A 25,025-nucleotide genomic window follows, 5' to 3' on the forward strand; every position below is an offset into this window, starting at 1 on the left:
CGCGGTCAGCCGAACACGCGGTTCAGCCAGTCGCCCCAGGCCTTCTCCTCGACGTCGGCCCGCGCGCCGGGCGTGAAGACGTGGTGCGCGGCGACCATCGGCCCATGGAAGCCCTGCAGGAACCGGTACATCGCGTCCGGCGTCCGCACGCCCGCGGTCTGCTCGTTCACCGCGTACACGACGCCCTCGACCGGGGCCCGGCCGTCGAGGGAGATCCGCACCCGGTCGCCCTCGGCGGGCCGTGCGGGCAAGCCCAGCGCCTCCCCCAGCCGGGACCAGGCAACGTCCCAATCCGCCACCGGCGGCCCGAACACCGTCACCGGCACCGCCGTCCGCCCGGCGAAGTGCGACACGTACTCGACCAGGGTGCGGAAGAACATCGCGCTGCCCGCGGTCATCGCCTCGAACTCGTCTTCCCAGTCGTCGCCGGGCAGGAAGCCGCTCGTCACGCAGCGGATCACGGAGCTGCCGCCGTCACGGCCCTCGATGAGGAACTCGAACGCGATCCGCCGGCCGTCCGGCTCCGGGTCGCTGCCGTAGACGAGCTTCTCCAGCGGGTCCCACTCCCGGATCCGGTACTCCGGCTGGTACCCACCGAACGCGCCGCGGACCACGCCGCCGGCACCGCCCTCGACCTCGTTGCGGCCCATGTACCACGAGTCGATACCCGGCCCGGTCGCGATCGCGTCCCAGATCTCCTCCGGCGTCGCGGCGACCTCCGCGGTGTCGGCCTGCTCGAACTCACGCCCCACGGGTGGCCTCCTCCGGAACGCTCGGGTGGACGGCGACGACCACGCGGTGCTTGCGACCCTTCTCGGCCGTTTCGTCGTGGTACTTCCCGACCAGCGCGGTGACGGCGGCGGCGAGCTCTTCGGCGAACGCGGCACGGTCGGCGGCCGAGGCGAACCGCACCTCGCCGTCGAGGGCGAACGTCGCCACCCGCCGCTCGGCCTTCGCGGCCCCGGTGATCAGCAGGCCGACGTCGCGCACCAGCCGTCCGGCGACGGCGAGCAGCCAGCGGGCCGAGAGCCGGTCCGGCGACTGGGCCGGGTCCGGCTGCACCGCGGCCAGCGCCGTCGGCGAGATGACGTAGGACGACGCCGTCGCCCGCATCATCCGCTCGGTCACGTTGCCCTTGCGCCGTTCCTCGACCAGCTCCACCAGGCCGTGCGCCTCCAGCGCCCGCAGGTGGTAGTTGACCTTCTGGCGCGGGAGGTCGACCCGCGCGGCCAGCATCGTCGCCGACGCCGGTTCCGCCAGCTCGGCCAGGAGGCGAGCGCGGATCGGGTCCAGCGACACCTCGGCCGCGGCCGGGTCTTCGATCACCGCCACGGAGTACATGCGCCCAGCATCCAGCCGAACAAAGAACTTGTCAAGAACCGTGGTCTTGTCGGTAGCTCGCGTTCACCAGGGCGACGACGCGGGGCAGCACCTGCGCCGCCGCTTCCAGCGGTACGACGTGCCCGACACCGGGAAGCACCACGGCGGTCCCGTTGCCGAGCCCACCGACCCACTGCTCGACGTCGGACGCGCGGACGATCCGGTCCCGCTCCCCCACGATCGCCGTCACCGGCAAGCCGCCGACCTGCGCCAGCGCCGCGTCCCGCGCGTAGGCGTCCAGGGCCGGGCGGAACAGCGAGACGGTGTGCGGCCAGTTGCCGCGGATCATCTTCACGGTCAGCTCGACCAGGTCCGGGTCGGGGTCGTCGCCGAAGAGCCACCACCGCAGGCCCGCGCTGACCGCCCGGCTGGTGTGCTCGCGCACGACCCCGAACACCTTCGAGCCGAGCACCGCTTCGAGGTCCCGGGCCAGCTTCCCCAGCGCGTTCGGCCAGGCCGCCGACGCCTCGGCCGCGAGCGTGCCCGACGACGTCGCCAGCAGCACCAGTCCCGAAACCCGCGCGGCGAACAGATCCGGGTGCCGCTGCGAGAGCGACATGATCGCGAGCCCGCCCATGTCGTGCCCGACCAGCACGATCCGCCCGTCCGGCACCTCGCCCGCCAGCAGCTCGGCGAGGTCGTCGCCGAGCTGCGCCATCGTCGCGGTGCCGCGGCGCGCCCGCCCGGACCCGCCGTGGCCGCGCTGGTCGTAGGTCAGCACGGCCACCGGGCCCTCGGCCGCGTCCGGCACCAGCGGCGCGATCCGGCCCCAGCTGCGCTGGTCGAGCGCGTAGCCGTGGACGAACACCACCGTCACCGGCGCGGCCGGGTCGCCCCTGCGGACCACCTGCAGGGGCGTGCCGTCGGCGAGCGCGAACGCGGTCATCAGCTCGTGCGCAGGAACCGGTCCAGCACGCGGGTGCCGAACTTCAGGGCCTCGACCGGGACCCGCTCGTCGACGCCGTGGAACAGCGCCGAGAAGTCGAGGTCCGCGGGCAGCTTCAGCGGCGCGAAACCGAAGTTGCGGATGCCGAGCTGCTGGAACGACTTCGCGTCCGTGCCGCCGGAAAGCATGTACGGCAACGTCTTCGCGCCCGGGTCCTCGGCGAGCACGGCGGCGGTCATCGCGTCGACGAGCGCGCCGTCGAACGTCGTCTCGACCGGCGGGAGCTCCATCCACTCCTTCTCGATGTCCGGGCCGAGAATCTCGTCGAGCTCGCGGTCGAAGGCCTCCAGGCGGCCCGGCAGGATGCGGCAGTCGACCGCGGCCTCGGCCACCGACGGGATGACGTTCGACTTGTACCCGGCGGTGAGCATGGTCGGGTTGGCCGTGTCGCGCAGGGTCGCGCCGATCATCCGGGAGATGTTGCCCAGCTTGGCGACCGAGCCCTCGAGGTCGTCTTCGGGGAAGTCCCAGCCGGTGATCTCGGTGACGCCGGCGAGGAACTCCTTCACCGAGTCGGTGAGCACCAGCGGGAAGCGGTGGTTGCCGAGCTTCGCGACGGCCTCGGACAGCTTGGTGACGGCGTTGTCGCGGTGGATCATCGAGCCGTGGCCCGCGGTGCCGCGCACGCGCAGCTTCATCCAGCGGATGCCCTTTTCGGCGGTCTCGATGAGGTACGCGCGGACGTCGTCCTTGAGCGTGATGGAGAAGCCGCCGACCTCACTGATCGCTTCGGTGACGCCTTCGAACAGCTCCGGCCGGTTCTCGACCAGCCACTGCGCGCCGAACTTGCCACCGGCCTCTTCGTCGGCGAGGAAGGCGAAGACGAGGTCGCGCGGCGGCACGATGTCGTTCATCTTGTAGTGCCGGGCCAGCGCGAGCGCCATCCCGCACATGTCCTTCATGTCGACCGCGCCGCGGCCCCACACGTAGTCGTCCTGGACCGCGCCGGAGAACGGGTGCACCGACCACTCCGACGGATCGGCGGGCACGACGTCGAGGTGGCCGTGGATCAGCAGCCCGCCCCGGCTCCGGTCGGCGCCTTCGAGCCGGACGATCACGTTGTGCCGGTTCTTCCCGCCCGACTCGACGTAGGTGATCTCGTAGCCGGCGTCGGTGAGCTTCTCCGCGACGTACTCGGCCGCCGCCCGCTCGCCGACCAGCGTGTCGGGGTCGCCGGTGTTGGTCGTGTCGATGCGGAGGAGTTCGCTGGTCAGCGTGACGGCCTCGGCCGCGGCGGCTTCGATCAGGTTCGGTTCGGTCACCGGCCATTCCTATCATTCGCCCGCCCGGTACCGCCGCGCGTGGGACCCGCCCCGGCGCGGGCTGAAGGGGACTTTCAGTGCATCAGATGCGATGAACGTCCCCTTCAGCGCGTCACATGCGATGAACGTCCCCTTCAGCCGCGGTCGAGGGCCGAGACCACTTCGGACACCGGGCGCAGGTGCTGGTTGAGGATCCGCAGCGCCTCTTCGGCGTCGTGCGCGTCCAACGCGGCCACCAGCGCGCGGTGCTCGGCGTCGATCACCGGCAATCGCTCGGGCCGGGCCTCCAGTGCCCGCACGGCGACGCGCTGCTGGCGCGACCGCAGCGTGTCGTACAGCTCCGTCAGCACCGAGTTCCCCGCCGCGTTCACGATCGCGCGGTGGAAGGAGCGGTCCAGGCCCGACACGGCGAACCAGTCGCGGGCCTTCCCGGCGCGGTCCATCTCCTCGATCAGGCCGGCCATCTCCGCGGGCGCGCCTGCCCGAGCGGCGCACACCTCGCTGATCGCGTGCCCCTCGATCAGCCGACGGCTCTGGTAGACCTCCTCCAGCTCGCGCGCGGTGACCGTGCGGACCTGCGCGCCCTTGCGCGGCAGCAGGCTGATGAAGCGCTCGGCCTCCAGACGGTGGAACGCCTCGCGGACCGGCGTCCGGGACACCCCGACCACGCCCGAGACCCACTGCTCGTCCAGGAACCGGCCGCCTTCGAGCTCGCCGGTGATGATCCCGTCGCGCAGCCAGGCGTACACGCGGTCCCGCGCCGGCCCGGCCGGTGCGCTGGTCGTCATGCCTCTCCCCTCGTCGGCCGTCAGCTTAGCGCCTGGACCGTCGGATATCCATCGTGTATACACGGTGCACACAACACCGAGGAGGTTCCGATGTCCCCCGTCCCCGCCGACCGGCGCTACGCCGTCTGGCTCTCCGATCCCTCGTTCGCCGCGGCCGAGATCGCCCGCGGGATCGGCTACGGCGCCGCCGTCCTCGACATCGAGCACGGCGCGTTCGGCCTCGCCGACCTCGAGCGGTTCATCCCGTTCCTGCGCGCGCTCGGCCTGGAGGTGCTCGCCAAGGTCCTCGGCCCGGAACGCGGCCCGATCCAGCAGGCGCTCGACTTCGGCGCCGACGCGGTCGTCATCCCGCACGTCGAGAACGCGGCGCACGCGAAGGCCGTCACGGCGTTCGCGAAGTTCCCGCCACTGGGCGACCGCAGCTTCGCCGGCGGGCGCACCACGGGCTACCGCGGCTTCAGCGACGAGTGGGTCGCCGCGCAGGACCGCGGCACCCGCTGCCTGCCGATGATCGAGGACGCCGGCGCGCTGGAGGACATCGCCGAGATCCTCGCACTGGACACAGTGGACGGTGTCTTCGTCGGCCCGTCCGACCTGTCCTTGCGCCGCGAACGGGGTGCCTACACCCGCGAGCCCGGGGACTTCGCCGACCTCGAGCGCGTCGCCGACGCTGCCCGCGCGGCCGGGAAGCCGTGGGTGCTGCCCGCGTGGAGCCGGGAGGAGAAGGAGTTCGCCCTCGCCCACGGCGCCGGGCAGCTCGCGCTGACCATGCAGCACGGCGCGCTCGCCGCCGGGCTCACCGCGGCCTTCGAGGAGACGATGTCGCTTGCGGAGCAGGCCCGATGACGACGGCGGTCCGCACGAAGACCCGGGCGAAGACCCGCTGGACGATCGCCGGTGTGCTCGGCGTCGGCTCGTTCGTCAACTACGTCGACCGCGTCAACCTCTCCATCGCCGGGCCCGAGATGATGCGGGAGTTCCACCTCAGCGCGGCCCAGCTCGGCGTCGTGGCTTCGGCGTTCCTCTGGACGTACGCGGTATTGCAGCTGCCGATCGGCGCGATCATCGACCGGATCGGCGTCCGCTGGGTCAACCGGGCGGCCGCCGCTTTGTGGGCGGTCGCGTCCTTCCTGACGGCGTCCGCGGGCGGGCTGGGCCTGCTCCTGGTCTCGCGGCTGGTCCTCGGGTTCGGGGAAGCGCCGACGATCCCGGCGGGCTGGAAGGCGATCGGCCAGTGGTTCCCGCGGTCCGAGCGCGGCCGCGCCACCGCGGTCTTCGACGGCTGCGCCAAGATCTCCAACGTTCTGGGCATCCCGGTGATGGCGTTCCTCGTGACGGCGTTCAGCTGGCACGCGGCCTTCGTCTTCACCGGCGTCCTCAGCCTCGGCTACCTCCTCGTGTGGTGGCTGCTCTACCTGACGCCGAAGCAGGCCTTGGCCCGCGGCCGGTTGTCGCCCGAGGAGTACGCCTACCTGCGCGAAGGCGGCGCCGACGACGAAGACGCGCCCACCCCGAGTTCGCTCGCCGGGCTGGGCCACCTGCTGCGCCGCCGCAAGACCTGGGGCCTGGCGCTCGGGTACGCGTCCTACACCTACGCCTACTACGTGCTGCTCACCTGGCTGCCCGGCTACCTGGAGAAGCAGTTCGGCGTGAAGCTGCTGGCCGGTGGCTTCTACACGATGATCCCGTGGCTGGTCGCGGTGCTCGCGCAGTTCCTCGTCGGCGGGGTCGTGCTCGACCGGCTGATCGCCCGCGGCGGCGACGAGACGAAGGCGCGGCGGATCGTGCTCGTCATCAGCATGCTCGTTTCGCTGTCGGTCGCCGGTGCCGCCTACGCCGGGTCCGTCGCGGTGGCGCTGGTGTTCCTCTCGATCGGCGCGGCCGGGCTCGCCGTGTCGGTGCCCGCCGGGTCCAGCATCGTCGCGGTCATCGCGCCGGAAGGCTGCTCCGGCACGCTCGGCGGGCTGGTCAACTTCGTGGCCAACATGATCGGCATCGCCGCGCCGATCGTGACCGGCGCCGTCGTGGACGTGACCGGCTCGTTCGCCGGCGCGTTCCTCGTCACCGGCGTGGTGCTGCTCGCCGGGATCTTCTGCTACACGGTCGTGCTCGGCAAGCTCGACCGCATGCCCGCCGCTCCCCGGAAGGAAACCGCATGACCCACGTGGCACTGGCGCAGTACGCGCCCGGCGACGACAAGGCCGCCAACCTCGCCCTGATCACGAAGCTGGTGGGCGACGCGGCCGACCGCGGCACGCGCGTGGTCGTGCTGCCCGAGTACGCGATGTTCACGGTCCCGGCGATGGACCACCGGTTCGTCGACTCCGCCGAGCCGCTCGACGGCGAGTTCGTGACGGGCCTGCTCGCGGTGGCGAAGGACCACGGGCTCACCATCGTCGGCGGCATGAACGAACGCCTCGACGGTTCCCGCATCTCCAACACACTCGTCGCGGCCGGACCGGACGGCGTGACCGCGCTCTACCGCAAGATCCACCTCTACGACGCCTTCGGGTTCCGCGAGTCCGACGTCGTCCGCGCCGGGGACATCACCGAGCCGGAGACGTTCGAGGTCGACGGGATCCGCTTCGGCCTCCAGACCTGCTACGACCTCCGCTTCCCAGAGGTCACGCGGCGGCTCGCCGACGCGGGCGCCGACGTCGTGCTGCTGCCCGCCGAGTGGGTGCCCGGGCCGCTGAAGGAATACCACTGGAGCACGCTGATCCGCGCCCGCGCCATCGAGAACACGCTGTACGTCGCCGCGGCGGGTCAAGCCGCGCCGACGGGGTCGGGCACCAGCATGCTCGTCGACCCGATGGGCGTCGTCGTCACGTCGCTGGGCGAGCAGACGGGGGTGGCCGTCGGGGAGGTGTCCGCCGAGCGGATCGCCGAGGTGCGGGCGAAGAACCCGGCGCTGGCGCTGCGGCGGTTCACGGTGGTGCCGCGCTAGCGTCCGGCAATCTTGCGCTTCGACTGACTCATCAGTCAAGGATTGCGATTATCGCAACGCGGGGTTACCGTCTCCTGGCATGGACGAAACCGCCGACCTGCGGGACCGGATCCGCGGTCTGGTCAAGGCCATGCCGGGAGCCCAGCGGGAGTTCGCCGCCGCGATCGGGCTCGACGAGACGAAGCTGTCCAAGGCGCTGAACGGCACCCGCCGGTTCTCGCCGCACGAACTGGTCCGCGTCGCCGAGCACTGCGGCGTCACGGTCAACTGGCTGCTCAACGGCAGCGACGACGCGGTCACCGTCACGGCGGTGCCCGCGCCCGCCGCCCGCCTGGCGAGCGACGACCCCGACCACCTCGCCCAGTCCGAGCCGCGCCGCCGCATCCTGGAGACGGCCTGGGCGCTGATCGCCGAACGCGGCTACCACAAGGTGCGCATCGCCGACATCGCCGAGGCGTGCGGCACGAGCACCGCGGCCATCCACTACCACTTCCCCAGCAAGACCGAAGTCCTCAACGAAGCGTTGCGGCGCAACGTGAAACTCGCGTTCGACCGCCAGGTCGCCGAGCTCCACTCGATCTCCGACGCGCACGAGCGGCTCCTGCGGCTGGTCGAGCTGCAGCTGCCCACCGACGGCGTCCTGCGCGCCGAGTGGTCGGTCTGGCTGCAGGTGTGGAACGAGGTGGCGCTCGACCCGGCGTTCCGCGACCTCTACACCGACTCCATCGACCGCTGGTACCGGACGATCGCGATGACCATCCGCACCGGCCGCGAACAGGGCGTGTTCCGGGTGACCGACCCGGACGCCGCCACCACCCGCCTCACCGCGCTGATCGACGGCCTCGGCATCCAGGTGCTGACCGGCCGGCCCGGCAGCTCGGCCGAAAGCATGCGTGAGCACCTCCGCGACTTCATCGAGAGGTCGATCGTGAAGGGAGACTGATGAACCACGAGGTCATCGTCACCTGCGCCCTCACCGGCGCCGGCGACACCGTCGGCCGCAGCCCGCACGTGCCCGTCACGCCCGCGCAGATCGCCGCGAGCGCCGTCGAGGCCGCGAACGCCGGGGCCGCCGTCGTGCACATCCACGTCCGCGACCCCGAAACCGGGGCGCCGTCCCGGGACGTCGCTCTCTACCGCGAGGTGGTGCGGCTGGTGCGTGAGTCCGAAGTGGACATCGTGGTCAACCTGACCGCGGGCATGGGCGGCGACCTGGTCCTGGACCAAGAGGACCCGCTCAAGCCCGTCGACGGCACCGACCTCGTCACCGCGCTGGACCGCCTCCCCCACGTCGAAGAGCTGCTGCCCGACATCTGCACCCTCGACTGCGGCTCGCTCAACTTCGGCGAAGGCAGCCAGCTCTACGTGTCCACTCCGGACATGCTGCGTGCCGGGGCGAAGCGGATCCAGGAGCTGGGCGTCAAGCCCGAGCTGGAGATCTTCGACACCGGGCACCTCTGGTTCGCGTCCAAAATGGTCGAAGAAGGCCTGATCGACGCTCCCCCGCTCTTCCAGCTCTGCATGGGCATCCCCTACGGCGCCCCACCGGATCCCGGGCTGCTGCAGGCGATGGTCCACCTGCTGCCGGAAAACGCGCAGTGGGCGTCCTTCGCCATCGGCCGCGACCAGATGCCGTGGGTCGCGCAGTCCGTGCTGCTCGGCGGGCACGTCCGGGTCGGCCTGGAAGACAACCTCTACCTGAGCAAGGGTGTCAAGGCGACCAACGGCCAGCTCGTGGAGCGCGCGGTCGGGATCGTGGAGAACCTCGGCGCCACCGTGGTAAGCGCTTCCCGCGCCCGCGAGATCCTCGGCCTGAAGGAGCGTGTCCATGCCTGAGACCGTCGCGTGCGTCGGCGCCGGGGTCATCGGCGGCGGCTGGGTCGCCCACTTCCTCGCCCAGGGCTTCCACGTCCGAGCCTGGGACCCGGCGCCGGACGCCGAGGGCAAGCTGACCAGGCTCGTCGACGCCGCCTGGCCCGCGCTCACCTCGCTCGGCCTGGCCGAGGGCGCGAGCCGGGACAACCTGGTCGTCACGCCCACGCTCGCCGAGGCCGTCGCGGACGCCACCTTCGTCCAGGAGAGCGCTCCCGAAGACCTCGCCCTCAAACAGAAGCTGCTGGCCGAGATCGACGCCGCCACCCCGGCCGGGGTGGTCGTCGCGTCCTCGACGTCCGGCTACGGCATGACCGAGATGCAGGCCGACGCCGCGACGCCGGAGCGGCTCGTCGTCGGGCACCCGTTCAACCCGCCGTACCTCATCCCGCTGGTCGAGGTCGTCGGCGGCGAACGCACCGCGCGGTGGGCCGTCGAGCACGCCGCGGCCTTCTACCGGCGCGTCGGCAAGACCGTGATCACCATGGACCGCGAGGTGCCCGGCTTCATCGCGAACCGGCTGCAGGAGGCGCTCTGGCGCGAGGCCCTGCACATGGTCGCGAACGGCGAGGCGACCGTCGAGCAGATCGACACCGCCATCACGGCCGGTCCCGGCCTGCGCTGGCCGGTGCAGGGCCCGATGCTCACCTTCCACCTCGCCGGCGGCGAGGGCGGCATGGCGCACATGCTCGACCACTTCGGCCCGTCGCTGAAGTCCCCGTGGACCCGCCTCGACGCCCCGGAGCTGACCACCGCCCTCCGCGACGCCGTGGTCGAAGGCTGTGAAGAGGAGGCCGGGGCCCGCACGATCGCCGACCTGGTCGCCGAACGCGACCGGGCGGTCATCGCCATCCAGCGTGCGGTCGAGGCGGCCCGCCGTGGCTGAACTGTCCTACCGCGACCGCGTCCGTCCCGAGTGGATCGACTACAACGGCCACCTCTCCGAGCCCTACTACGTCCTGGTCTTCGGGGACGCGACGACGCACCTGATGGACACCGTCGGCCTCGGCCCCGAGCGCAGTGGTTCCTCCCTGTACACCGTGGAAGCCCACGTCCGGTACCTGCGGGAGGTCGGCCCGGACGCCGAGCTCGACGTCACGACGAGCGTGCTCGACATCGGCGCCAGGAAGGTCCGGCTCTGCCACGAGCTGCGCGTCGGCGGCGACCTCGTGGCCACCGAGGAGCTCCTCGCCGTCCACGTCACCGCGAGCAGAGCGTCGCCCCTGCCCGACGCCGTCGCCGAGCGGCTGGCGGAGTACCTCAACCCGGTCCCGGACTACGCGGGGCGCGCCATCGCCTGACCGAACACCCGCTCCCACCGGAAGTCCCCACCATGGAAGAGCGTTGCAGTTCCCTCAGCCGACGCCGGTTCCTCGCCGCCACCGGAGTCGCGGTGCTCGCCGCCGGGTGCGGCACGACGTACGCCGCGCCGGTGCCCACCGGGCCGCCCCGGTCCGGCGGCAGGCTGCGCGTCGGCGTCACCGGCGGCGGGGCGTCCGACACCCTCGACCCGCACACCCCGGCGACCAACCCGGACATCGCCCGGGTGATCAACCTGTACGAGCCGCTGCTGGTCCGCGACCACGACTACCGGCTGGAGATGCTGGTCGCGCGGTCACTGACCGCGTCGCCGGACGCCCGGACCTGGACAGCCGTCCTGCGCGACGACGTCAAGTTCCACGACGGCCGCCCGGTGACCCCCGCCGACGTCGTCGCCACGTTCAAGCGGATCATGGACCCGAAGGACCCCAAGAGCGGCGCGGCCGGGCTGACCATGCTGGGCGAGGTGGTCCCGAGCGGCGACCGGGCCGTCGAGTTCCGGCTGACCACACCGAACGCGGGCTTCGACGACCTGCTGGGCCAGTACTCCCTCGGCATCGTCCCGGCGGACTTCGACCTGAAGCGCCCGATCGGGACGGGCCCGTTCAAGGCGGGCTCGTTCACCCCGGGGCAGCAGAGCACCTTCACCCGCAACGAGCACTACTGGCGGCCGGGGCAGCCCTACCTCGACGAGCTGGTCCTGATCAACTTCGCCGACGACGACGCCCGGATCAACGCGCTGCTCTCGTCCCAGGTGGACGCGATCGACCAGGTCCCGGTGGCGCTGGTCGACGTGCTGAACAGCGACCCGCGGATCCAGGTGCTCGCCGCCGAGACCGGGACGTGGCTGCCGTTCACCATGCGCGTCGACCGGCCGCCGTTCGACGACGTCCGGGTGCGCCAGGCCATGCGCCTGGTCGTCGACCGGGAGCAGATGATCAACCAGGTCCTCAGTGGACAGGGCAGGCTCGGCAACGACCTCTACGCGCCCTTCGATCCCGCCTACGCCAAGGAACTCCCCCAGCGCGAGCAGGACATCGCGGCGGCCAAGCGGCTGCTGGCCGAAGCCGGGCACTCCACTCTGGATGTCGAGCTCGTCACCGCGCCGATCCAGGCGGGCGCGGTCGAAGCCGCGCAGGTGTTCCAGCAGCAGGCCAAGGCGGCGGGCATCACCGTCCGGATCCGCAAGCTGGACACCACGACGTTCTACGGCGAGAACTACCTGTCCTGGGATTTCGCGCAGGACTTCTGGTACACCCGCAACTACCTCCCCCAGGTCGCGAACGGCTCACTGCCGAATTCGCCCTACAACGAGACCCACTGGCACGACCCCGAGTTCATCGACCTCGTCACCCGGGCCGGGTCCACGACGGACGCCGCCGCGCGCACCGACCTGCTCAAACGCGCGCAACGGATCGAGTACGACCGCGGCGGGCTGATCGTCTGGGGCTTCGTCAACCAGGTCGACGCCCACCGCAAGTACGTCGCCGGGCTCGTCCCGGACCGCACCGGGATCTCGCTGAGCGGCTACCGGTTCGGCACCGCGTGGCTCGGCACGAGCGGGGAGGCCTGAGATGGCGCGCTTGATCGTCCGGCGGCTGCTCGTCAGCCTCCTGGTGCTGTGGGTGGTGTCCCTGCTGGTCTTCGTCGCGACGTTGCTGCTGCCCGGCGACCCCGCGCGGGCCATCCTCGGCCAGCAGGCCACTCCCGAGCGCGTCGCCGCCCTCCAGCACCAGCTGCACCTCGACCTGCCGGTCTGGCAGCGCTACCTCGACTGGCTCGGCGGCCTGTTCACCGGCGACCTCGGCACGTCGACGTCCACCCAGGGCCCGGTGACAGCGTTGCTGGGCGACCGGATCTCGGCGTCGCTGGTGCTGCTGGTCGTCGCCGCGGTGCTCGCCACGCCGCTGGGCCTGAGCCTGGGCACGTGGAGCGCCATCCGCCGCGGCCGCGCCACCGACCAGGCGATCTCCGGGGTCAGCCTGGTCGTCGCCGCGCTGCCGGAGTTCGTCATCGGCGTCGCGCTCGTCGTGCTGCTCTCCACGACGGTGCTCAAGATCTTTCCGTCGGTGACGATCACCGCGCCCGGCGAGGCCGTCTGGCACCAGCCCGCCCAGCTCGTCCTGCCGGTGCTCACGCTGGTGCTGGTCGTGACGCCGTACATCACGCGGATGATGCGGGCGACGATGAACGAGGTCCTCGACAGCGGCTACGTCGAAATGGCCCGGCTGAAAGGCGTGCGGGAGCGGACGGTGCTGGTCCGGCACGCGCTGCCGCACGCGATCGGCCCGGTCGCCCAGGTCGTCGCGCTGCAGCTGGCGTGGCTGGCCGGTGGCGTCGTGGTCGTCGAGTTCCTGTTCCGCTACCCCGGGATCGGCCAGGCGCTGATCGACGCGGTGGCCAAGCGGGACGTCGCCGTCGTCCAGGCGATCACGCTGCTCATCGCCGCGGTGTACATCGTGGTGAACCTGCTCGCCGACGTCGTCGGCATCCTGGCGAACCCCAAGCTCCGGACGGAGGCGGGCCGATGACCGCCGTCGAACTCCCCCGCACGGTCACCGCGGACGCGCCGCCGGTCCGCTCCGGCGGGCTCTTCCGCACCGCGTGGACGTTCCCGCAAGCCCGGATAGGCGCGGTGCTCACGCTGGTCGTCGCGCTCATCGCCCTGCTCGGCCCGTGGCTCGGGCCGGTGCTGACCGGCCACACCACGACCGACTTCGCCGGGAAGCCGTTCAAGCACGACGGCGTCTTCGGCACCGATGGCCTCGGCCGCGACGTGCTGACCCGGTTCCTCGCCGGCGGCACGACCCTGCTGCTCTACGCGGTGCTCGCGACCGCGCTCGGCATCGTGCTGGGCGCGCTGCTCGGCATGGTCGCCGGGTACGGCGGTGGCAGGCTCGACAGCCTGCTGATGCGCGGCAACGACGTCCTGCTGTCGTTCCCGCAGCTGGTGATCGCGCTGCTGGCGATCGCGGTGATCGGACCGGAGGGCTGGCTGCTGGTACTGGTCATCGGCCTGACGCACGCGCCGCGCACGGCCCGCGTCGCGCGGCAGGCGACCGTCGCCGTGGCGGGCCAGGACTACATCCGCGCGGCCGAGATGTACGCCGTGCCACGGTCGCGGATCCTGCTGCGGGAGATCCTGCCGAACATCACCGGCCCGCTGATGGTGGAGATCGGGCTGCGGCTGACCTATTCGATCGGATACATCGCGTCGCTGTCGTTCCTCGGGCTCGGCATCCAGCCGCCGTCCGCCGACTGGGGCCTGATGATCAACGAGAACCGGATCGCGCTGGTCGTCCAGCCGTGGGGCGTGCTGCTCCCGGTGCTGGCGATCGCCGCGCTGACCGTGGGGACCAACCTGGTGGCCGACGCCCTCGCCTCGGCCGCCGCCGGCCGGAAGCGGGAGGTCCGCGCGTGAACGCCCTCGAAGTCACCGGGCTCACGGTGTCCACAGTGGCCGGTGCGCCGGTGCTCTCCGACGTTTCGTTCGCCGTCGCGCCCGGTGAAGTGCTGGCCCTCGTCGGCGAGTCCGGCTCGGGCAAGACGACCGCCGGGCTGGCCGCGCTCGGCCACTTCCGCCGCGGACTCGCTGTGTCCGGCGGACGGATCACCGCCGGACCCGACGCCGTGGACGTGCTCTCCCTGGACGGCGCGGCCCGGCGGCGGCTGCGTGGGAGCACCGTCGCCTACATCCCGCAGGACCCGGCGCTGTCGCTCAACCCGGCCCTGCGCATCGGCCGCCAGATCGCCGAAGTCCTCGAAACCCACGGCCACTCGGGCTCGGTGGACGAGCGCGTCGGCGAGGTCCTGGCCGAAGTGGGCCTCCCGGCCGACCCGGCGTACCGGCGCCGCTACCCGCACCAGCTGTCGGGTGGGCAGCAGCAGCGCGTCGGCATCGCGATGGCGTTCGCGTGCCGCCCGGCCGTGGTGGTCCTGGACGAGCCGACGACCGGGCTGGACGTCGTCACGCAGGCCCTGGTGCTGAAGACCGTGCGGGCGTTGACGGCCGAACACGGCGTCGCGGCGCTGTACATCACGCACGACCTGGCGGTGGTCGCCGAGATCGCCGACCGCGTCGCGGTGATGTACCACGGCGAGATCGTCGAGTGCGGACCGGCGGAGAGGGTGCTGCGGGCGCCGTCGCACGCCTACACACGACGGCTGCTCGACGCGGTGCCCGATCCGGACGCTCTTTCCGCACCGCCACCGCCGGAAGACCCAGTGCTCGCCGCTCGCGGCGTGTGTGTCTCTTATGGACAGCACCAGGTGCTGCGCGGGGTCGACGTCTCGGTCGCGCGCGGCGAATGCCTGATGCTGCTCGGCGAGTCCGGCTCCGGGAAAACGACGCTGTCACAGTGCATCGCGGGCCTCACCAGCACGTACACCGGCACGGTGTCGCTGGCGGGTACCGGCTTGGCGACGTCCACGCGGCACCGGACGGACGACCAGCGGCGCCGGATCCAGTACGTGTTCCAGAGCCCGTTCTCCTCGCTCAACCCGCGCAAGACGGTGGCGCAGTCGATCGAGGTGCCGTTGACGCGGCTGACGTCGCTGTCGCGGGCGGAGCGTCGCGCGCGGGTCGAGGAGATGCTCGACCGGGTCCGGCTCGGCCGGGCGCTGGCCGACCGGCTGCCGGAGCAGCTCAGCGGTGGCGAGCGGCAGCGGGCCGCGATCGCCCGCGCGCTGGTGACCACGCCGGACGTCCTGGTGTGCGACGAGGTGACGTCCGCATTGGACGTTTCGGTGCAGGCGACGATCGTCGAGCTGCTCGGCGAGCTGCGGCGCGAGCTGGGGATGGCGATGCTGTTCGTGACGCACAACATCGCGCTCGCGGGCGAGGTCGCGGACAAGATCGCCGTGCTGCGGGGCGGGTCGATCGTCGAGGAGGGTCCGGTCCGGACGGTGCTGGACGCGCCGTCGCACGCCTACACGCGCGAGCTGCTCGCCGCCACGCCGCGACTGTGAAGGGCACGGTGGCACCGGGATTCGAGCCGGTGCGGGAGGCGTTCTCGGCCGTGCTGGCGCGGACGTCCGGCGGGGCGGCGTTCAGCGTCGTGCGCCGGGGCGAGGTCCTGGTGGAGCTGTGGGGCGGGCCCGGGTGGACGCGCGACACGCTGGTGGTGCTGTTCTCCGGCACGAAGGGCGTGGTCGCCACGCTGATGGCGCTGCTCACGGCGCAGGGCCGGATCGACCCTTCTTCGCCGGTGAAGGCGTACTGGCCGGAGTTCTCGAGCGGCGACGCGCGGGTGTCGCACGTGCTGTCCCACACGGTCGGCCTGCCGTACGTCGCGGCCGACGTGTCCTTTCTGGACAACCGAGCCAACGCGCTCGCCCTGGCTTCGCAGCGTCCGTTGTGGACACCGGGAACTCGGGTCGCCTACCACGCGGCGACGTTCGGGTACCTGTGCACGGAACTGATCCGCCGGGTGACCGGCCGGTCGGTGGGCGCGGTGCTGCGTTCGTTGCTCGGCGACGTCGACATCCACCTGGGAACACCGCCGTCGGAGGACCACCGGGTCGCCCGCCTGACGCGGTCGCCGGACTACCGGATCAGCACGTTCCTGCACGACCCGCGGCGGCGCCGGATCGTCGAGAAGATGTACCGCGGGCTCCTGGACGCGGACACGATCAACGCGGCGTCGTACCGCCGGGCTGAGCTGGCCGCTGGCGGCGCGACAGGCACCGCGGCGGCGATGGCCCGGCTCTACGACCGGATCCGCGCGGGCCTGATCCCGGCCCCGGTGCTGGCCGAGGCGACGCGGACGTGGTCATCGGGCACGGACGCGATCAACGACCGCCCGGTCCACTTCGGCCTCGGCTACGAGTTGCCGGACCCGCTGGGAACGTACGGCCCGGTGGGGGTGGCGTTCGGCCATTCCGGCGCCGGCGGCGGCCGCCACGGCGCGTGGCCGGAGGCGGAGCTGGGGTTCTCGTTCACGACGGGCGAGCTGCAGTCCGAGGACGTCGACGACCGGGGAACCCAGCTGTTGACCGCGCTCGCGGGCTGTCTGTGACCGAGCGCACCTTGATGACACGAACGGATAACTGCCGTAACAACGGTCCGGTCCGGAGACGACTAGGCACTTGTCTGTCTCGAAAGGAACTCCGTGACCGCCCACCTGCCCTACCCGCCGCCCCCGGCCGCCGCCCCGCCCCGCAACGGACTCGGCACCTCCGGTTTCGTCCTCGGCCTCATCGGCCTGATCTTCTCCCCGATCCCGCTGATCGGCGTGATCGCCTGGCCGCTGGTCATCATCGGCCTGGTCCTGTCGTTCGTCGGCCTGAGCCGGGCCAACAAGGGCGCGGCCACCAACAAGGGCCTCGCGCTCGCCGGCGTCGTGCTGTCGGCGATCGGGCTCGTGATCTGCGTGATCTGGGCGGCCGCGTTCGGCAAGGTCGTCGCGGACACGGCGAACTCGCTCCCGACGGTCCCGTCGGTCCCCGCGGCGGCCGCCCCGGCGCCCGCGGAAAGCTCGGCGCCCGCCGCCAGCTCGGCACCGGCCGCGGCGAAGCACACGGTCGTGTACAAGGTGACCGGCTCCGGCAAGGCGAGCAGCATCACCTACACGACCGACGGCATGACGACGACCAGCCAGGAGGCGAACGTCAAGCTGCCGTGGGAGAAGAAGATCGAGCTTCCCGGGCGACCAGGCACTGCAGTTCGTCAGCATCCTCGCCCAGGGCGGCGGATCCGGCAGCATCAAGGTGACGATCGAGGTCGACGGCAAGGTCTTCAAGGAAGCGACGGCCCAGGGCTACGGAATCGCCAACGCGAACGGCGACATCGGAACCCTCGCCAACGGCTGACAGCTACGGCACCTTCCGCTGTTGCCGGTTCGCCAGCGCCCCAAGGCGGCCTTGGTTGCGTCTAACGCACCGAAGGCCGCCTTGGGTGCGTCTAAAGCACCGAAGGCCACATTGGGTGCGTCTCACGCACCGAAGGCCACATTGGGTGCGTCTCACGCACCGAAGGCCACATTGGGTGCGTCAGACGCACCGAAGGCCACATTGGGGCGCTCGGGGTCAGGGGACCGGCCCGATCGTCTCCTCCGCCACCGCCGGGCACGGCAGCAACCGGTGTGCCAGCGGCTCTCCCTCCCCCGGCTCCACCATGGACGCCAGCAGGCGCACCGCCGCGCGGCCCAACGCCCGCCGCGGCACCTCGAACCCGCTGATCACCGGCCCCTCCACCGCACCCGGCGGACGCCCCAGCACCGCCAACGAAAGGTCGCGCGGCACCGTGACCCCCGCCGCGGCCAGGGCTCGCCAGGTCGCCTGGAACACCGCTCCCGTGTCCGTCTCCTCGACCACCAGCGCCGTCACCCCGTCCGCCAGCCAGCCCCGGACCACCGACGCGTCGAGGTCGGCTCCGTCCGTCCGGATCACCTTCAGCGCCATCCCGGCCGCGGCCGCAGCCGTGCGGACGCCGCGCTCGCGGTCTCCCGATGAAGGCGCGTCGTCCGGCTCGCGCACGTAGCGGATCCGGTGGTGACCCGCCCGCGCCAAGCGGGTCACCACCTCCGCCGACGCCGTCACGTAGTCCGCGCCCACGTGCGGGATGCGCCCGCCCAGCTCCGTGCGGCGTCCGATGTAGACGATCGGGAAGCCGCTCGCGAGCAGCTCGCCGATCGCGTCCGCCGGGACGTGCCTGCCGAGGAACAGGCAGCCGTCCGCGAGGCGGGTTCGGCGGATCCGGTCCGGGGCCGCGCTCGAGGCCGTGAACATGATCAAGTCCTTGCCGAGCGTCGCCGCTTCCGCCTCCACCCCGGCCAGGATCGGGTAGTACGCGTCGCTCGCGTCCACCGGGAACGCCGGGGTGAACGTGTAGACGCCGAACAGGTTGTTCCGCGCCGCCGCCAGCCGCTGGGCCACCGGGTCCGGCACGTACCCCAGCCGCTCCGCCGCCTCCAGCACCCTCAGCCGCGTGCTCTCCGACAGCCGGACGCCCGTGCGGTTCCCGCCCAGCACCACCGAAACCGTCGCCTGCGAGACCCCGGCGACGCGCGCGATGTCGGCCTGCCGGGGCATCCGCCGCACCCTGCCCATCGGTACCTCGCTCGGGGTCGCGGGCCAGCTGATCCGATTCAGCGTGCAAGCCGTCCCGGGACCCGTCAACCGTTTTGCCCGAAACTCCAGCAAACCTGTCCCGACCGTACTAATACGTATTACTCCATTGACCCGCCCCCGAACGCGTGGCACCGTCGCCGCACATCCGACCTCGAAGGAGCGGTCATGACCCTCACCCGACGCGGCCTGCTGGCCGGCGCCGTCGCGCTCGGCGCGAGCGCCCTGCTCCCCACCGCCGAAGCGGCTCCGGCCGGGTTCCCCGACTACCGCTACCAGCGGCTCGCCCTGGTGAAGAGCAAGCTCCGCTACAACCCGACCGGCGAGCTGATCTTCCCCTGCGTCCGCGGCACCAAGGACCGCATCCCGAACGCGCTCGGCGCCTACTACCTCTATTACGCGCCGCACGACGCCCCGGGCGGGATCTGCCTGGCGTACGCGAACTCCCTCGACGAAGAGTTCACCGAGTACCCCGCCAACCCGATCATCACGAACTCCTGGCCCGGCGAGTACTCGGTCAGCCACGTCTCCTCGCCGCACGCCCTGTGGAACGACGACGTCAAGCGGATCTACCTCTACTTCCACGGCGAGAACACCGTCACCCGGCTGGCCAGCTCCGCCGACGGCATCCACTTCACCTACGAGAAGGAAGTCCTGTCCACGCGCCTGCAGCCCGCCGGCACCACCGAGACGTCCTACGCGCGCGTGTTCCGCCAGGACCTGCCGTCGAAGAACGCCCGCTACGTCATGGTGTTCATGCTCAACAACACCACCAACCACCGCGACATCGGCTGGGGCTGGTCGCCCGACGCGCGGAACTGGACGTTCTCCCAGACGCCGTTGGTGCGCCACACCGACGTCGGCGCCTCCGACATCGGCGGCCCGCACCTGCTGTACCGCAACAACAGCACCTACGTCGTCTACAACACCGACATCGCGCACGGCGGGAACCTGATGATCACCGAAGTCGGCAACGACTTCTCGAAGCGCAACCACCTCGGCGTCTTCCACGCGTCCCTCGACGGCGCGCCGGACAACGGCCGGTGCGCGGCCCCGAGTTTCGGCACCTACCAAGGCCGCGAATACATGATCTACGAGGCGGGCGCGCGGCTCGCCGGGAACATCGCCATCGCCCGCGCGATCTGAGCCGGGTGGCAGGATGCGGCCATGCCCACCTTGCCCCTCGACGGCGTCACGGTCGTGTCCTGCGAACAGGCGGTCGCCGCGCCCCTGGCCACCCGGCACCTTGCCGACCTCGGCGCCCGCGTGCTCAAGATCGAGCGGCCGGGCACCGGGGACTTCGCCCGCGCCTACGACGAGACCGTGCACGGCCTCTCCAGCCACTTCGTCTGGCTCAACCGGTCCAAGGAGAGCGTCGCGCTCGACCTCAAGAGCGACGCCGCGGGTCCGGTGATGGCCGCGCTGCTCGACCGGGCCGACGTGTTCGTGCAGAACTTCGCGCCCGGCGTCGCGGAACGGCTCGGGCTCGGCGCGGCGGACATCCGCGCGTCGCGCCCGCGGCTGATCACGTGCTCGGTGTCCGGCTACGGTTCGAGCGGACCGTACCGCGACGCCAAGGCCTACGACCTGCTGATCCAGTCCGAGGCGGGGCTCGTGTCGGTGACCGGGTCCGCGGACGAGCCCGCGAAGAGCGGCATCCCGGCCGCCGACATCGGTGCCGGCATGTACGCCTTCTCCGGCATCCTCTCCGCGCTCTACGACCGGGAACGCACCGGCCAGGGCACCGAGCTGGAGGTCAGCCTGTTCGACTCCCTGGTCGAGTGGATGGGATTCCCGCTCTACTACGCCGGTTACGGCGGGACGCCGCCGCCGCGGACCGGCACCAGCCACCCGGCGATCGCGCCGTACGGCACCTTCACCGCGGGCGACGGCACCGAAGTCGTGCTGGCTGTGCAGAACGAGCGCGAATGGGCGGCGTTCTGCGAACACGCCGTCGAACGGCCGGGCTGGGTCACCGACACGCGATTCGCCACCGGCAGCGCGCGCGTCGCGAACCGTCCCGAGCTGGAACGGGAAATCGCCGAGATCTTCGCCGGGTTGACCGGCGCCGAGCTGGAAGCGCGCCTGACCTCGGGCCGGATCGCCCACGCCCGCCGCCGCGAGCTGCCCGACGTCCTGACGCACCCGCAGCTCACGGCCCGCGACCGGTTCGCCGAGGTCGGGACGTCGGCCGGGCCGGTCCGCGCCACCCTGCCGCCGATCACCGTCCCCGGCCGGGCGCCGCGGATGGACCCGGTCCCGGCGGTCGGCGAGCACACCGACGCGGTGCTGGCGGAGTTCGGCTTCGACCCGGAAGCGTTGCGGCGTCAAGGCGTCGTGTAGCGCGGGTTCAGTCCCCGAGGATCCGCCGCGCCCGTTCGAGCACCGGCCGGTCCACCATGCGTCCGTCCACAACGGACGCCGACGCGCCCGCCGTCAGGACCCGGCGCGCCCACTCGCGTTCCGCCTCGGTGGGCGCGAACCCGGCCCGGACCGGCGCCACCTGGCGCGGGTGGACGCAGAGCTTGCCGCCGAAGCCCATCCGGCGCGCGTAGCGGACGTCGGCGGCCAAGCGCGAGTCGTCGCGCAGGTCCGTCGTGACGCCGTCGACCGGCGGCGCGACCCCCGCGGCGGCCGACGCGACCACCAGCCGCGAGCGGGCGTAGGCGAACGGCTCGTGGTCCTCGGGCGCGACGCCCAGCTCCGCCGCCAGGTCGACGCTGCCGAACGCCAGCCGCGTCACCGACGGCACGGCCGCCAGCTCACCGGCGCGTTCGACCCCCAGCGCCGTCTCGACCAGCGCGACGACTTCGCGGAACCCCGCCAGCACACCGGGAGTTTCGGCCTTCGGCACGACGACCGCGACGCCGCGAGCGGTCACCAGCGCGGCGTCGGCCTCGAACCACGGCGTGCCCGGCGCGTTGATCCGGACCAGGGCGCGGCCGCCACCGGCCAGCCAGGCCTCGACGTGCTCGCGGGCGGAATCCTTGTCCTCCGGCGCGACGGCGTCCTCGAGGTCGATGATCACCGCGTCCGCACCCGAGGCGACGGCCTTGGCGAAGCGGTCGGGCCGGTCGCCGGGGACGAACAGGTACGTCGTCTCGGCCACCGGCGGCTCCCCGTCGTGCTTCACTGGTCGCCGCCACGATATCCGGGAAGGGGACGGCTTGCGCATCGACGACGGCGCCACGACGGACTGGGTCCGCCGGTTCCACGACGCCACCGGCAGCACGGCACGCCTGGTCTGCTTCCCGTTCGCGGGCGGCTCGGCCGGGTTCTTCCACCCGGTATCGGCGCGGCTTTCGCCCGCGACCGACGTCGTGGCCCTGCAGTACCCCGGCCGCCAGGACCGGTGGCGCGAGCCCTGCGTCACCGACCTCGGCGAGCTGGCCGACCGGATCGCCGGGGAGCTCGCCGCGCTGACCCCGAAGCCGACGGTCTTCTTCGGGCACAGCATGGGCGCGGTGCTCGCGTTCGAGACCGCCTACCGGCTGGAACAGGCCGGGACGAACGCGCCCGCCACCCTTGTCGTCTCCGGCGCGCGAGCCCCATCGGCCGCCCGCGACGAGCACATCCGCGACCGCGCCGACGAAGGCCTGCTCGCCGAGCTGCGGCGGCTCGACGGCACCGACGCGGCGGCGTTCGAGGACGAGGGGCTCCTGGAGCTGGCGCTGCCCACGCTGCGCGGCGACTACACGGCGATCGAGACCTACCGCTGGGAGCCGGGCCGCCGGATCGCGGCACCGATCGCCGTGCTGACCGGCGACCGCGATCCGGGGACGCCGATCGCGGAAGCCGAAGCCTGGCGGATCCACACCGAGGGCGCCAGCACGCTCCGCGTGTTCGATGGCGGCCACTTCTTCGTCACCGACCATGCCGAGGAGGTCCTCGCCGAGCTCGTGAAGCACCTCGACGCCGTCCGCTGATGCCCTCGGGGTATCACAGCGGGCGGAAAGGGTCTTGGACGCGGTGCCCCTCGACGGCCGAAAGTCGGAGGGGAACCACCACGATCCCGAAAGGTCCACGATGAAGGTCTTCCTCACCGGCGGCTCCGGCTACGTCGGCCGGTCCACCGTCACGGCGCTCGTGCGCCACGGTCACGAGGTGAGCGCGCTGGCTCGCAGCGACGCCGCGGCGCGGGTGCTCACCGAGCTGGGCGCGACCCCGGTCGCGGGCGGGCTGACCGACGCGGCGGTGCTGCGCGCGGCCGCCGCCGAGGCCGACGGCGTCATCCACCTCGGCCAGCACTACGGCCCCGACACGGCGGAGGTCGACCGCGCGGCCGCGGACGCGTTGCAGGACGGCCTCGGCGACCGCGGACCGTACGTGCACACCGGCGGCGTCTGGGTCTACGGCGACACCGACGGCGTGGTCGACGAAGACGCGCCGCAGCGCCCGCCGGCGATCACGGCGTGGCGCCGGGCCAACGAGGAGCGGGTCCTGGCCCACGGCGGCCACCCGGTGCTGGTGATGCCCGGCCTGGTCTACGGCCTGGGCGGCGGGCTCATCGACACGTTCTTCGTCGCCCCGGCCCGCGAAGAGGGTGCGGTGCCGCTGATCGGCGACGGCGCCAACCACTGGGCGCTCGTGCACGTCGAGGACGTCGCCGAGCTGTACGCGCTCGCCCTGCGCGCACCGGCGAAGTCGGTGTACGCCGGGGTGAGCGGGCAGAACCTTCCGCTGGCGGACATCGTCGAAGCCCTTACCCACGCGGCCGGGTGTCCCGGGCGGGTGACGCGGCTGTCCCTGGCCGAGGCTTCGGCGCGGATGGGCCCGATCGCGGAGGCGTTCGCGCTGGACCAGCGGCTGACGTCGGCGCGCGCGCAGGGCGAGCTGGGCTGGCGGCCGCGCCACCTCGACGCGCTGGCCGAACTCCGCGGGTAAGGGTTCGGGCGGGCCGGAGTGCGCGTTCACCCGATGCGCGGCCGTGGCCCTCAGGACGACCGTGGGGTTCCTCATCGGAGAAACGAGGAACCATGCGAGGCGACTGGATCCACGACTGGGTGCGGGTGGAGATGGAGTACCGGGCGGGTCCCCCGCCGGCACCGCGCCCGCCCCGCCCGCCTTCCCGGACGTGGGCGGCGCTGTGGGCGGGCTTGTTCACCGCCCGGCGGATCGGGGTGCCGCACGGCCTGACGCGGTGACGGATCAAGGCGCGAGCAGGCCGTCGCGCGCTCGCGCCAGGTGGTCGGTCATCTCGGCCTCGGCCGCCGCGACGTCACCGGCGGCGATCACCTCGAGCAGCGGCCGGTGTTCGACGGCCAGCGTGCGCGGGTCCGGGTAGGACTCGCGCAGCCGGGCGAGGCACAGCTGCATTTCCTCTTGCAGCGGCGGATAGATCCGGCTCAACCGCGGGCTCCCGGCCGCGTCGACGAGGGCCAGGTGGAACGCCGTGTGCGCCTCGACGCGCTCACTCCACCCGGCCGCCGGGGGCAGGGACTCCAGCCCGGCCAGTGCCCGCTCGGCCGCGTCCATCGGCCGCGCCTGCTCGATGATCAGGCGCGTCGCCGTGATCTCCAGGGGCAGCCGGACCGTGAAGAGGTCGCGGACGTCGTCGCCGGTCAGCAGCGGCACCCGCAGCGACCGGCCCGCCCGCACCACGAGGTGCCGGGCGACCAGCTCCTGCAGCGCCGACCGGACCGTCGGGCGCGCGACGCCGAACGTCGTCGCCAGGCCCTGCTCGGTCAGCGGCGTGCCCGGTTCGAGCGAGCCGCTGAGGATCCGGCGGCGCACCTCCGCGACCAGCGCGTCCCGCGTGGTCGTCGTCTGCAGCCCCATCAGGCCGCGTGCACCCGCTCGACCGTCTCCACCAGACCGTCGAGGCCCGGCAGCACGGCGTCGGCCACGGCGGGGTCGTGCGGGTCCGCGTGCCGGTTGATCCACACCCTCGGGATGCCGAGCGCCCGCGCCGGCACCATGTCGTGGAAGTGGCTCTGGGCGATGTGGACCCAGTTTTCGGCGGTGGCCCCGAAGGATTCGGCGAACCGCTCGAAGTGGGCGTGCCCCGGCTTGTACGAGCCGACGTCCTCGGCCGTCACGACCGCGTCGATCGGCACCACGAGCCGCCGCTGGGTCTCGCCGATGAGGTCGCGGTCGCAGTTGGTGAGCAGCGCCAGCCGCCAGCCCGCCGCGCGCAGCGCGGCCAGGGCCGGGCGGGTGTCCGGGAAGACGGGCCAGTACGGCAGGCCCGTGCCGAGCACCGAAGCGTCGTCGGGCACGAGGTCGAGCCCGGCTTCGGCGGCGGTGCGCCGCAGCGACTCCGCGAGGACCTCCCGGTACCGCCGCACCGGCTGCTCGGCCTGCACCTGCGGTTCGAACCGGTTGTAGACCTCCAGCAGCTCCGCGCCGCGGCCCGGGAACAGCAGCTCGATCCCGGTGGCGATGCCGTGGCGCCAGTCCACCAGCGTGCCGAAACAGTCGAACGTCGCCCAGCGAGTCATCCG

At 72.2% G+C, this 25,025-nt stretch carries 27 protein-coding genes; 18 read left to right on the plus strand and 9 right to left on the minus strand.

What is annotated here, in order from left to right:
* Positions 1-5 precede the first annotated feature (5 nt).
* From QP939_RS40360 to QP939_RS40380, 5 genes are all read right to left on the minus strand, one after another.
* The gene (locus QP939_RS40360; RefSeq protein WP_285451822.1) at positions 6-752 is read right to left on the minus strand and encodes an SRPBCC family protein; all 747 of its coding nucleotides are present in this window, start codon (positions 750-752) and stop codon (positions 6-8) included.
* Positions 742-1,341: an ArsR/SmtB family transcription factor gene (locus QP939_RS40365; RefSeq protein ID WP_285451823.1), complete on the minus strand. Its 600-nt coding sequence runs from the start codon at positions 1,339-1,341 to the stop codon at positions 742-744. The genes QP939_RS40360 and QP939_RS40365 overlap by 11 nt, the downstream gene beginning before the upstream one ends.
* Before the next feature lie 31 nt (positions 1,342-1,372).
* The gene (locus tag QP939_RS40370; RefSeq protein WP_285451824.1) at positions 1,373-2,266 is read right to left on the minus strand and encodes an alpha/beta fold hydrolase; all 894 of its coding nucleotides are present in this window, start codon (positions 2,264-2,266) and stop codon (positions 1,373-1,375) included.
* The gene (locus tag QP939_RS40375) at positions 2,266-3,588 is read right to left on the minus strand and encodes a M20/M25/M40 family metallo-hydrolase (RefSeq protein WP_285451825.1); all 1,323 of its coding nucleotides are present in this window, start codon (positions 3,586-3,588) and stop codon (positions 2,266-2,268) included. The genes QP939_RS40370 and QP939_RS40375 overlap by 1 nt, the downstream gene beginning before the upstream one ends.
* Before the next feature lie 134 nt (positions 3,589-3,722).
* Positions 3,723-4,376, minus strand: coding sequence for a GntR family transcriptional regulator (locus QP939_RS40380; protein WP_285451826.1), 654 nt, complete (start codon positions 4,374-4,376; stop codon positions 3,723-3,725).
* 90 nt (positions 4,377-4,466) lie between these two features.
* Between QP939_RS40380 and QP939_RS40385 the strand changes: the two genes are divergently transcribed.
* The 13 genes from QP939_RS40385 to QP939_RS40445 all read left to right on the plus strand — a co-directional run bounded on the left by QP939_RS40385 (position 4,467) and on the right by QP939_RS40445 (position 17,390).
* On the plus strand, positions 4,467-5,222 hold the full coding sequence (locus tag QP939_RS40385) for an HpcH/HpaI aldolase family protein (protein WP_285451828.1): 756 nt from the start codon (positions 4,467-4,469) through the stop codon (positions 5,220-5,222).
* Positions 5,219-6,535: an MFS transporter gene (locus tag QP939_RS40390; protein WP_285451830.1), complete on the plus strand. Its 1,317-nt coding sequence runs from the start codon at positions 5,219-5,221 to the stop codon at positions 6,533-6,535. Before QP939_RS40385 ends, QP939_RS40390 begins: the two co-directional genes overlap by 4 nt.
* The gene (locus QP939_RS40395; RefSeq protein ID WP_285451832.1) at positions 6,532-7,323 is read left to right on the plus strand and encodes a carbon-nitrogen hydrolase family protein; all 792 of its coding nucleotides are present in this window, start codon (positions 6,532-6,534) and stop codon (positions 7,321-7,323) included. The genes QP939_RS40390 and QP939_RS40395 overlap by 4 nt, the downstream gene beginning before the upstream one ends.
* Positions 7,324-7,402: 79 nt before the next feature.
* Positions 7,403-8,266: a TetR/AcrR family transcriptional regulator gene (locus tag QP939_RS40400; protein ID WP_285451833.1), complete on the plus strand. Its 864-nt coding sequence runs from the start codon at positions 7,403-7,405 to the stop codon at positions 8,264-8,266.
* A complete protein-coding gene (locus QP939_RS40405; protein ID WP_285451834.1) occupies positions 8,266-9,159 on the plus strand; it encodes a beta-keto acid cleavage family enzyme in 894 nt (297 codons plus the stop codon). Before QP939_RS40400 ends, QP939_RS40405 begins: the two co-directional genes overlap by 1 nt.
* On the plus strand, positions 9,152-10,081 hold the full coding sequence (locus QP939_RS40410) for a 3-hydroxyacyl-CoA dehydrogenase NAD-binding domain-containing protein (protein ID WP_285451835.1): 930 nt from the start codon (positions 9,152-9,154) through the stop codon (positions 10,079-10,081). Before QP939_RS40405 ends, QP939_RS40410 begins: the two co-directional genes overlap by 8 nt.
* Positions 10,074-10,496, plus strand: coding sequence for a thioesterase family protein (locus tag QP939_RS40415; RefSeq protein WP_285451836.1), 423 nt, complete (start codon positions 10,074-10,076; stop codon positions 10,494-10,496). Before QP939_RS40410 ends, QP939_RS40415 begins: the two co-directional genes overlap by 8 nt.
* A 32-nt stretch (positions 10,497-10,528) precedes the next feature.
* Positions 10,529-12,088: an ABC transporter substrate-binding protein gene (locus tag QP939_RS40420; protein ID WP_285451837.1), complete on the plus strand. Its 1,560-nt coding sequence runs from the start codon at positions 10,529-10,531 to the stop codon at positions 12,086-12,088.
* Between the two features lies 1 nt (position 12,089).
* Positions 12,090-13,046 carry an ABC transporter permease gene (locus tag QP939_RS40425; protein WP_285451839.1) on the plus strand — a complete coding sequence of 319 codons (957 nt, stop codon included), beginning with the start codon at positions 12,090-12,092 and terminating at the stop codon, positions 13,044-13,046.
* A complete protein-coding gene (locus tag QP939_RS40430; protein WP_285451841.1) occupies positions 13,043-13,936 on the plus strand; it encodes an ABC transporter permease in 894 nt (297 codons plus the stop codon). The genes QP939_RS40425 and QP939_RS40430 overlap by 4 nt, the downstream gene beginning before the upstream one ends.
* Positions 13,933-15,483 carry an ATP-binding cassette domain-containing protein gene (locus tag QP939_RS40435; protein WP_285451843.1) on the plus strand — a complete coding sequence of 517 codons (1,551 nt, stop codon included), beginning with the start codon at positions 13,933-13,935 and terminating at the stop codon, positions 15,481-15,483. The genes QP939_RS40430 and QP939_RS40435 overlap by 4 nt, the downstream gene beginning before the upstream one ends.
* Before the next feature lie 8 nt (positions 15,484-15,491).
* Complete coding sequence (locus QP939_RS40440) at positions 15,492-16,532, plus strand: serine hydrolase domain-containing protein (RefSeq protein ID WP_285451844.1); 1,041 nt, start codon at positions 15,492-15,494, stop codon at positions 16,530-16,532.
* Between the two features lie 93 nt (positions 16,533-16,625).
* On the plus strand, positions 16,626-17,390 hold the full coding sequence (locus QP939_RS40445) for a DUF4190 domain-containing protein (protein ID WP_285451847.1): 765 nt from the start codon (positions 16,626-16,628) through the stop codon (positions 17,388-17,390).
* A gap of 151 nt (positions 17,391-17,541) precedes the next feature.
* On the opposite strand, the gene QP939_RS40450 is transcribed toward QP939_RS40445, so the two are convergent.
* Positions 17,542-18,546 (minus strand): LacI family DNA-binding transcriptional regulator, encoded by a 1,005-nt coding sequence (locus QP939_RS40450; RefSeq protein ID WP_285451848.1) that lies wholly within the window; start codon positions 18,544-18,546, stop codon positions 17,542-17,544.
* A 204-nt stretch (positions 18,547-18,750) separates the two neighbouring features.
* Between QP939_RS40450 and QP939_RS40455 the strand changes: the two genes are divergently transcribed.
* Both QP939_RS40455 and QP939_RS40460 read left to right on the plus strand, forming a co-directional pair.
* On the plus strand, positions 18,751-19,728 hold the full coding sequence (locus QP939_RS40455) for a hypothetical protein (RefSeq protein ID WP_285451849.1): 978 nt from the start codon (positions 18,751-18,753) through the stop codon (positions 19,726-19,728).
* A 21-nt stretch (positions 19,729-19,749) separates the two neighbouring features.
* Positions 19,750-20,925 (plus strand): CaiB/BaiF CoA transferase family protein, encoded by a 1,176-nt coding sequence (locus QP939_RS40460; protein ID WP_285451850.1) that lies wholly within the window; start codon positions 19,750-19,752, stop codon positions 20,923-20,925.
* Between the two features lie 7 nt (positions 20,926-20,932).
* On the opposite strand, the gene QP939_RS40465 is transcribed toward QP939_RS40460, so the two are convergent.
* Positions 20,933-21,691, minus strand: a complete 759-nt coding sequence (locus QP939_RS40465) for an HpcH/HpaI aldolase/citrate lyase family protein (protein WP_285451851.1) — start codon at positions 21,689-21,691, stop codon at positions 20,933-20,935.
* Positions 21,692-21,749: 58 nt separating this feature from the next.
* On the opposite strand from QP939_RS40465, the gene QP939_RS40470 reads away from it, so the two are divergent.
* From QP939_RS40470 to QP939_RS40480, 3 genes are all read left to right on the plus strand, one after another.
* Positions 21,750-22,508: a thioesterase II family protein gene (locus QP939_RS40470; RefSeq protein ID WP_285451853.1), complete on the plus strand. Its 759-nt coding sequence runs from the start codon at positions 21,750-21,752 to the stop codon at positions 22,506-22,508.
* 100 nt (positions 22,509-22,608) lie between these two features.
* Positions 22,609-23,466, plus strand: a complete 858-nt coding sequence (locus tag QP939_RS40475; protein ID WP_285451854.1) for an NAD-dependent epimerase/dehydratase family protein — start codon at positions 22,609-22,611, stop codon at positions 23,464-23,466.
* A gap of 92 nt (positions 23,467-23,558) precedes the next feature.
* A complete protein-coding gene (locus QP939_RS40480) occupies positions 23,559-23,726 on the plus strand; it encodes a hypothetical protein (protein WP_285451855.1) in 168 nt (55 codons plus the stop codon).
* Between the two features lie 4 nt (positions 23,727-23,730).
* Here the strand turns inward: QP939_RS40480 and QP939_RS40485 are convergent, their stop codons facing one another.
* Positions 23,731-24,360, minus strand: a complete 630-nt coding sequence (locus QP939_RS40485) for a GntR family transcriptional regulator (RefSeq protein WP_285451856.1) — start codon at positions 24,358-24,360, stop codon at positions 23,731-23,733.
* The gene (locus QP939_RS40490) at positions 24,360-25,022 is read right to left on the minus strand and encodes an HAD family hydrolase (RefSeq protein ID WP_285451857.1); all 663 of its coding nucleotides are present in this window, start codon (positions 25,020-25,022) and stop codon (positions 24,360-24,362) included. The genes QP939_RS40485 and QP939_RS40490 overlap by 1 nt, the downstream gene beginning before the upstream one ends.
* Between the last annotated feature and the right edge of the window lie 3 nt (positions 25,023-25,025).

The sequence above is a fragment of the Amycolatopsis nalaikhensis genome (genome assembly GCF_030264295.1).
Classification (GTDB): Bacteria; Actinomycetota; Actinomycetes; order Mycobacteriales; family Pseudonocardiaceae; genus Amycolatopsis; species Amycolatopsis nalaikhensis.

Bases quoted from the DNA above. Each gene is read 5' to 3' on its own strand.
- QP939_RS40410 (WP_285451835.1), top strand. From the start codon at position 9,152: ATGCCTGAGACCGTCGCGTGCGTCGGCGCCGGGGTCATCGGCGGCGGC.
- QP939_RS40455 (WP_285451849.1), top strand. From the start codon at position 18,751: ATGACCCTCACCCGACGCGGCCTGCTGGCCGGCGCCGTCGCGCTCGGC.
- QP939_RS40365 (WP_285451823.1), bottom strand. From the start codon at position 1,341: ATGTACTCCGTGGCGGTGATCGAAGACCCGGCCGCGGCCGAGGTGTCG.
- QP939_RS40490 (WP_285451857.1), bottom strand. From the start codon at position 25,022: ATGACTCGCTGGGCGACGTTCGACTGTTTCGGCACGCTGGTGGACTGG.
- QP939_RS40385 (WP_285451828.1), top strand. From the start codon at position 4,467: ATGTCCCCCGTCCCCGCCGACCGGCGCTACGCCGTCTGGCTCTCCGAT.
- QP939_RS40460 (WP_285451850.1), top strand. From the start codon at position 19,750: ATGCCCACCTTGCCCCTCGACGGCGTCACGGTCGTGTCCTGCGAACAG.
- QP939_RS40450 (WP_285451848.1), bottom strand. From the start codon at position 18,546: ATGCCCCGGCAGGCCGACATCGCGCGCGTCGCCGGGGTCTCGCAGGCG.
- QP939_RS40370 (WP_285451824.1), bottom strand. From the start codon at position 2,266: ATGACCGCGTTCGCGCTCGCCGACGGCACGCCCCTGCAGGTGGTCCGC.
- QP939_RS40475 (WP_285451854.1), top strand. From the start codon at position 22,609: ATGAAGGTCTTCCTCACCGGCGGCTCCGGCTACGTCGGCCGGTCCACC.
- QP939_RS40380 (WP_285451826.1), bottom strand. From the start codon at position 4,376: ATGACGACCAGCGCACCGGCCGGGCCGGCGCGGGACCGCGTGTACGCC.
- QP939_RS40390 (WP_285451830.1), top strand. From the start codon at position 5,219: ATGACGACGGCGGTCCGCACGAAGACCCGGGCGAAGACCCGCTGGACG.
- QP939_RS40425 (WP_285451839.1), top strand. From the start codon at position 12,090: ATGGCGCGCTTGATCGTCCGGCGGCTGCTCGTCAGCCTCCTGGTGCTG.
- QP939_RS40480 (WP_285451855.1), top strand. From the start codon at position 23,559: ATGCGAGGCGACTGGATCCACGACTGGGTGCGGGTGGAGATGGAGTAC.
- QP939_RS40420 (WP_285451837.1), top strand. From the start codon at position 10,529: ATGGAAGAGCGTTGCAGTTCCCTCAGCCGACGCCGGTTCCTCGCCGCC.
- QP939_RS40400 (WP_285451833.1), top strand. From the start codon at position 7,403: ATGGACGAAACCGCCGACCTGCGGGACCGGATCCGCGGTCTGGTCAAG.
- QP939_RS40485 (WP_285451856.1), bottom strand. From the start codon at position 24,360: ATGGGGCTGCAGACGACGACCACGCGGGACGCGCTGGTCGCGGAGGTG.
- QP939_RS40430 (WP_285451841.1), top strand. From the start codon at position 13,043: ATGACCGCCGTCGAACTCCCCCGCACGGTCACCGCGGACGCGCCGCCG.
- QP939_RS40405 (WP_285451834.1), top strand. From the start codon at position 8,266: ATGAACCACGAGGTCATCGTCACCTGCGCCCTCACCGGCGCCGGCGAC.
- QP939_RS40395 (WP_285451832.1), top strand. From the start codon at position 6,532: ATGACCCACGTGGCACTGGCGCAGTACGCGCCCGGCGACGACAAGGCC.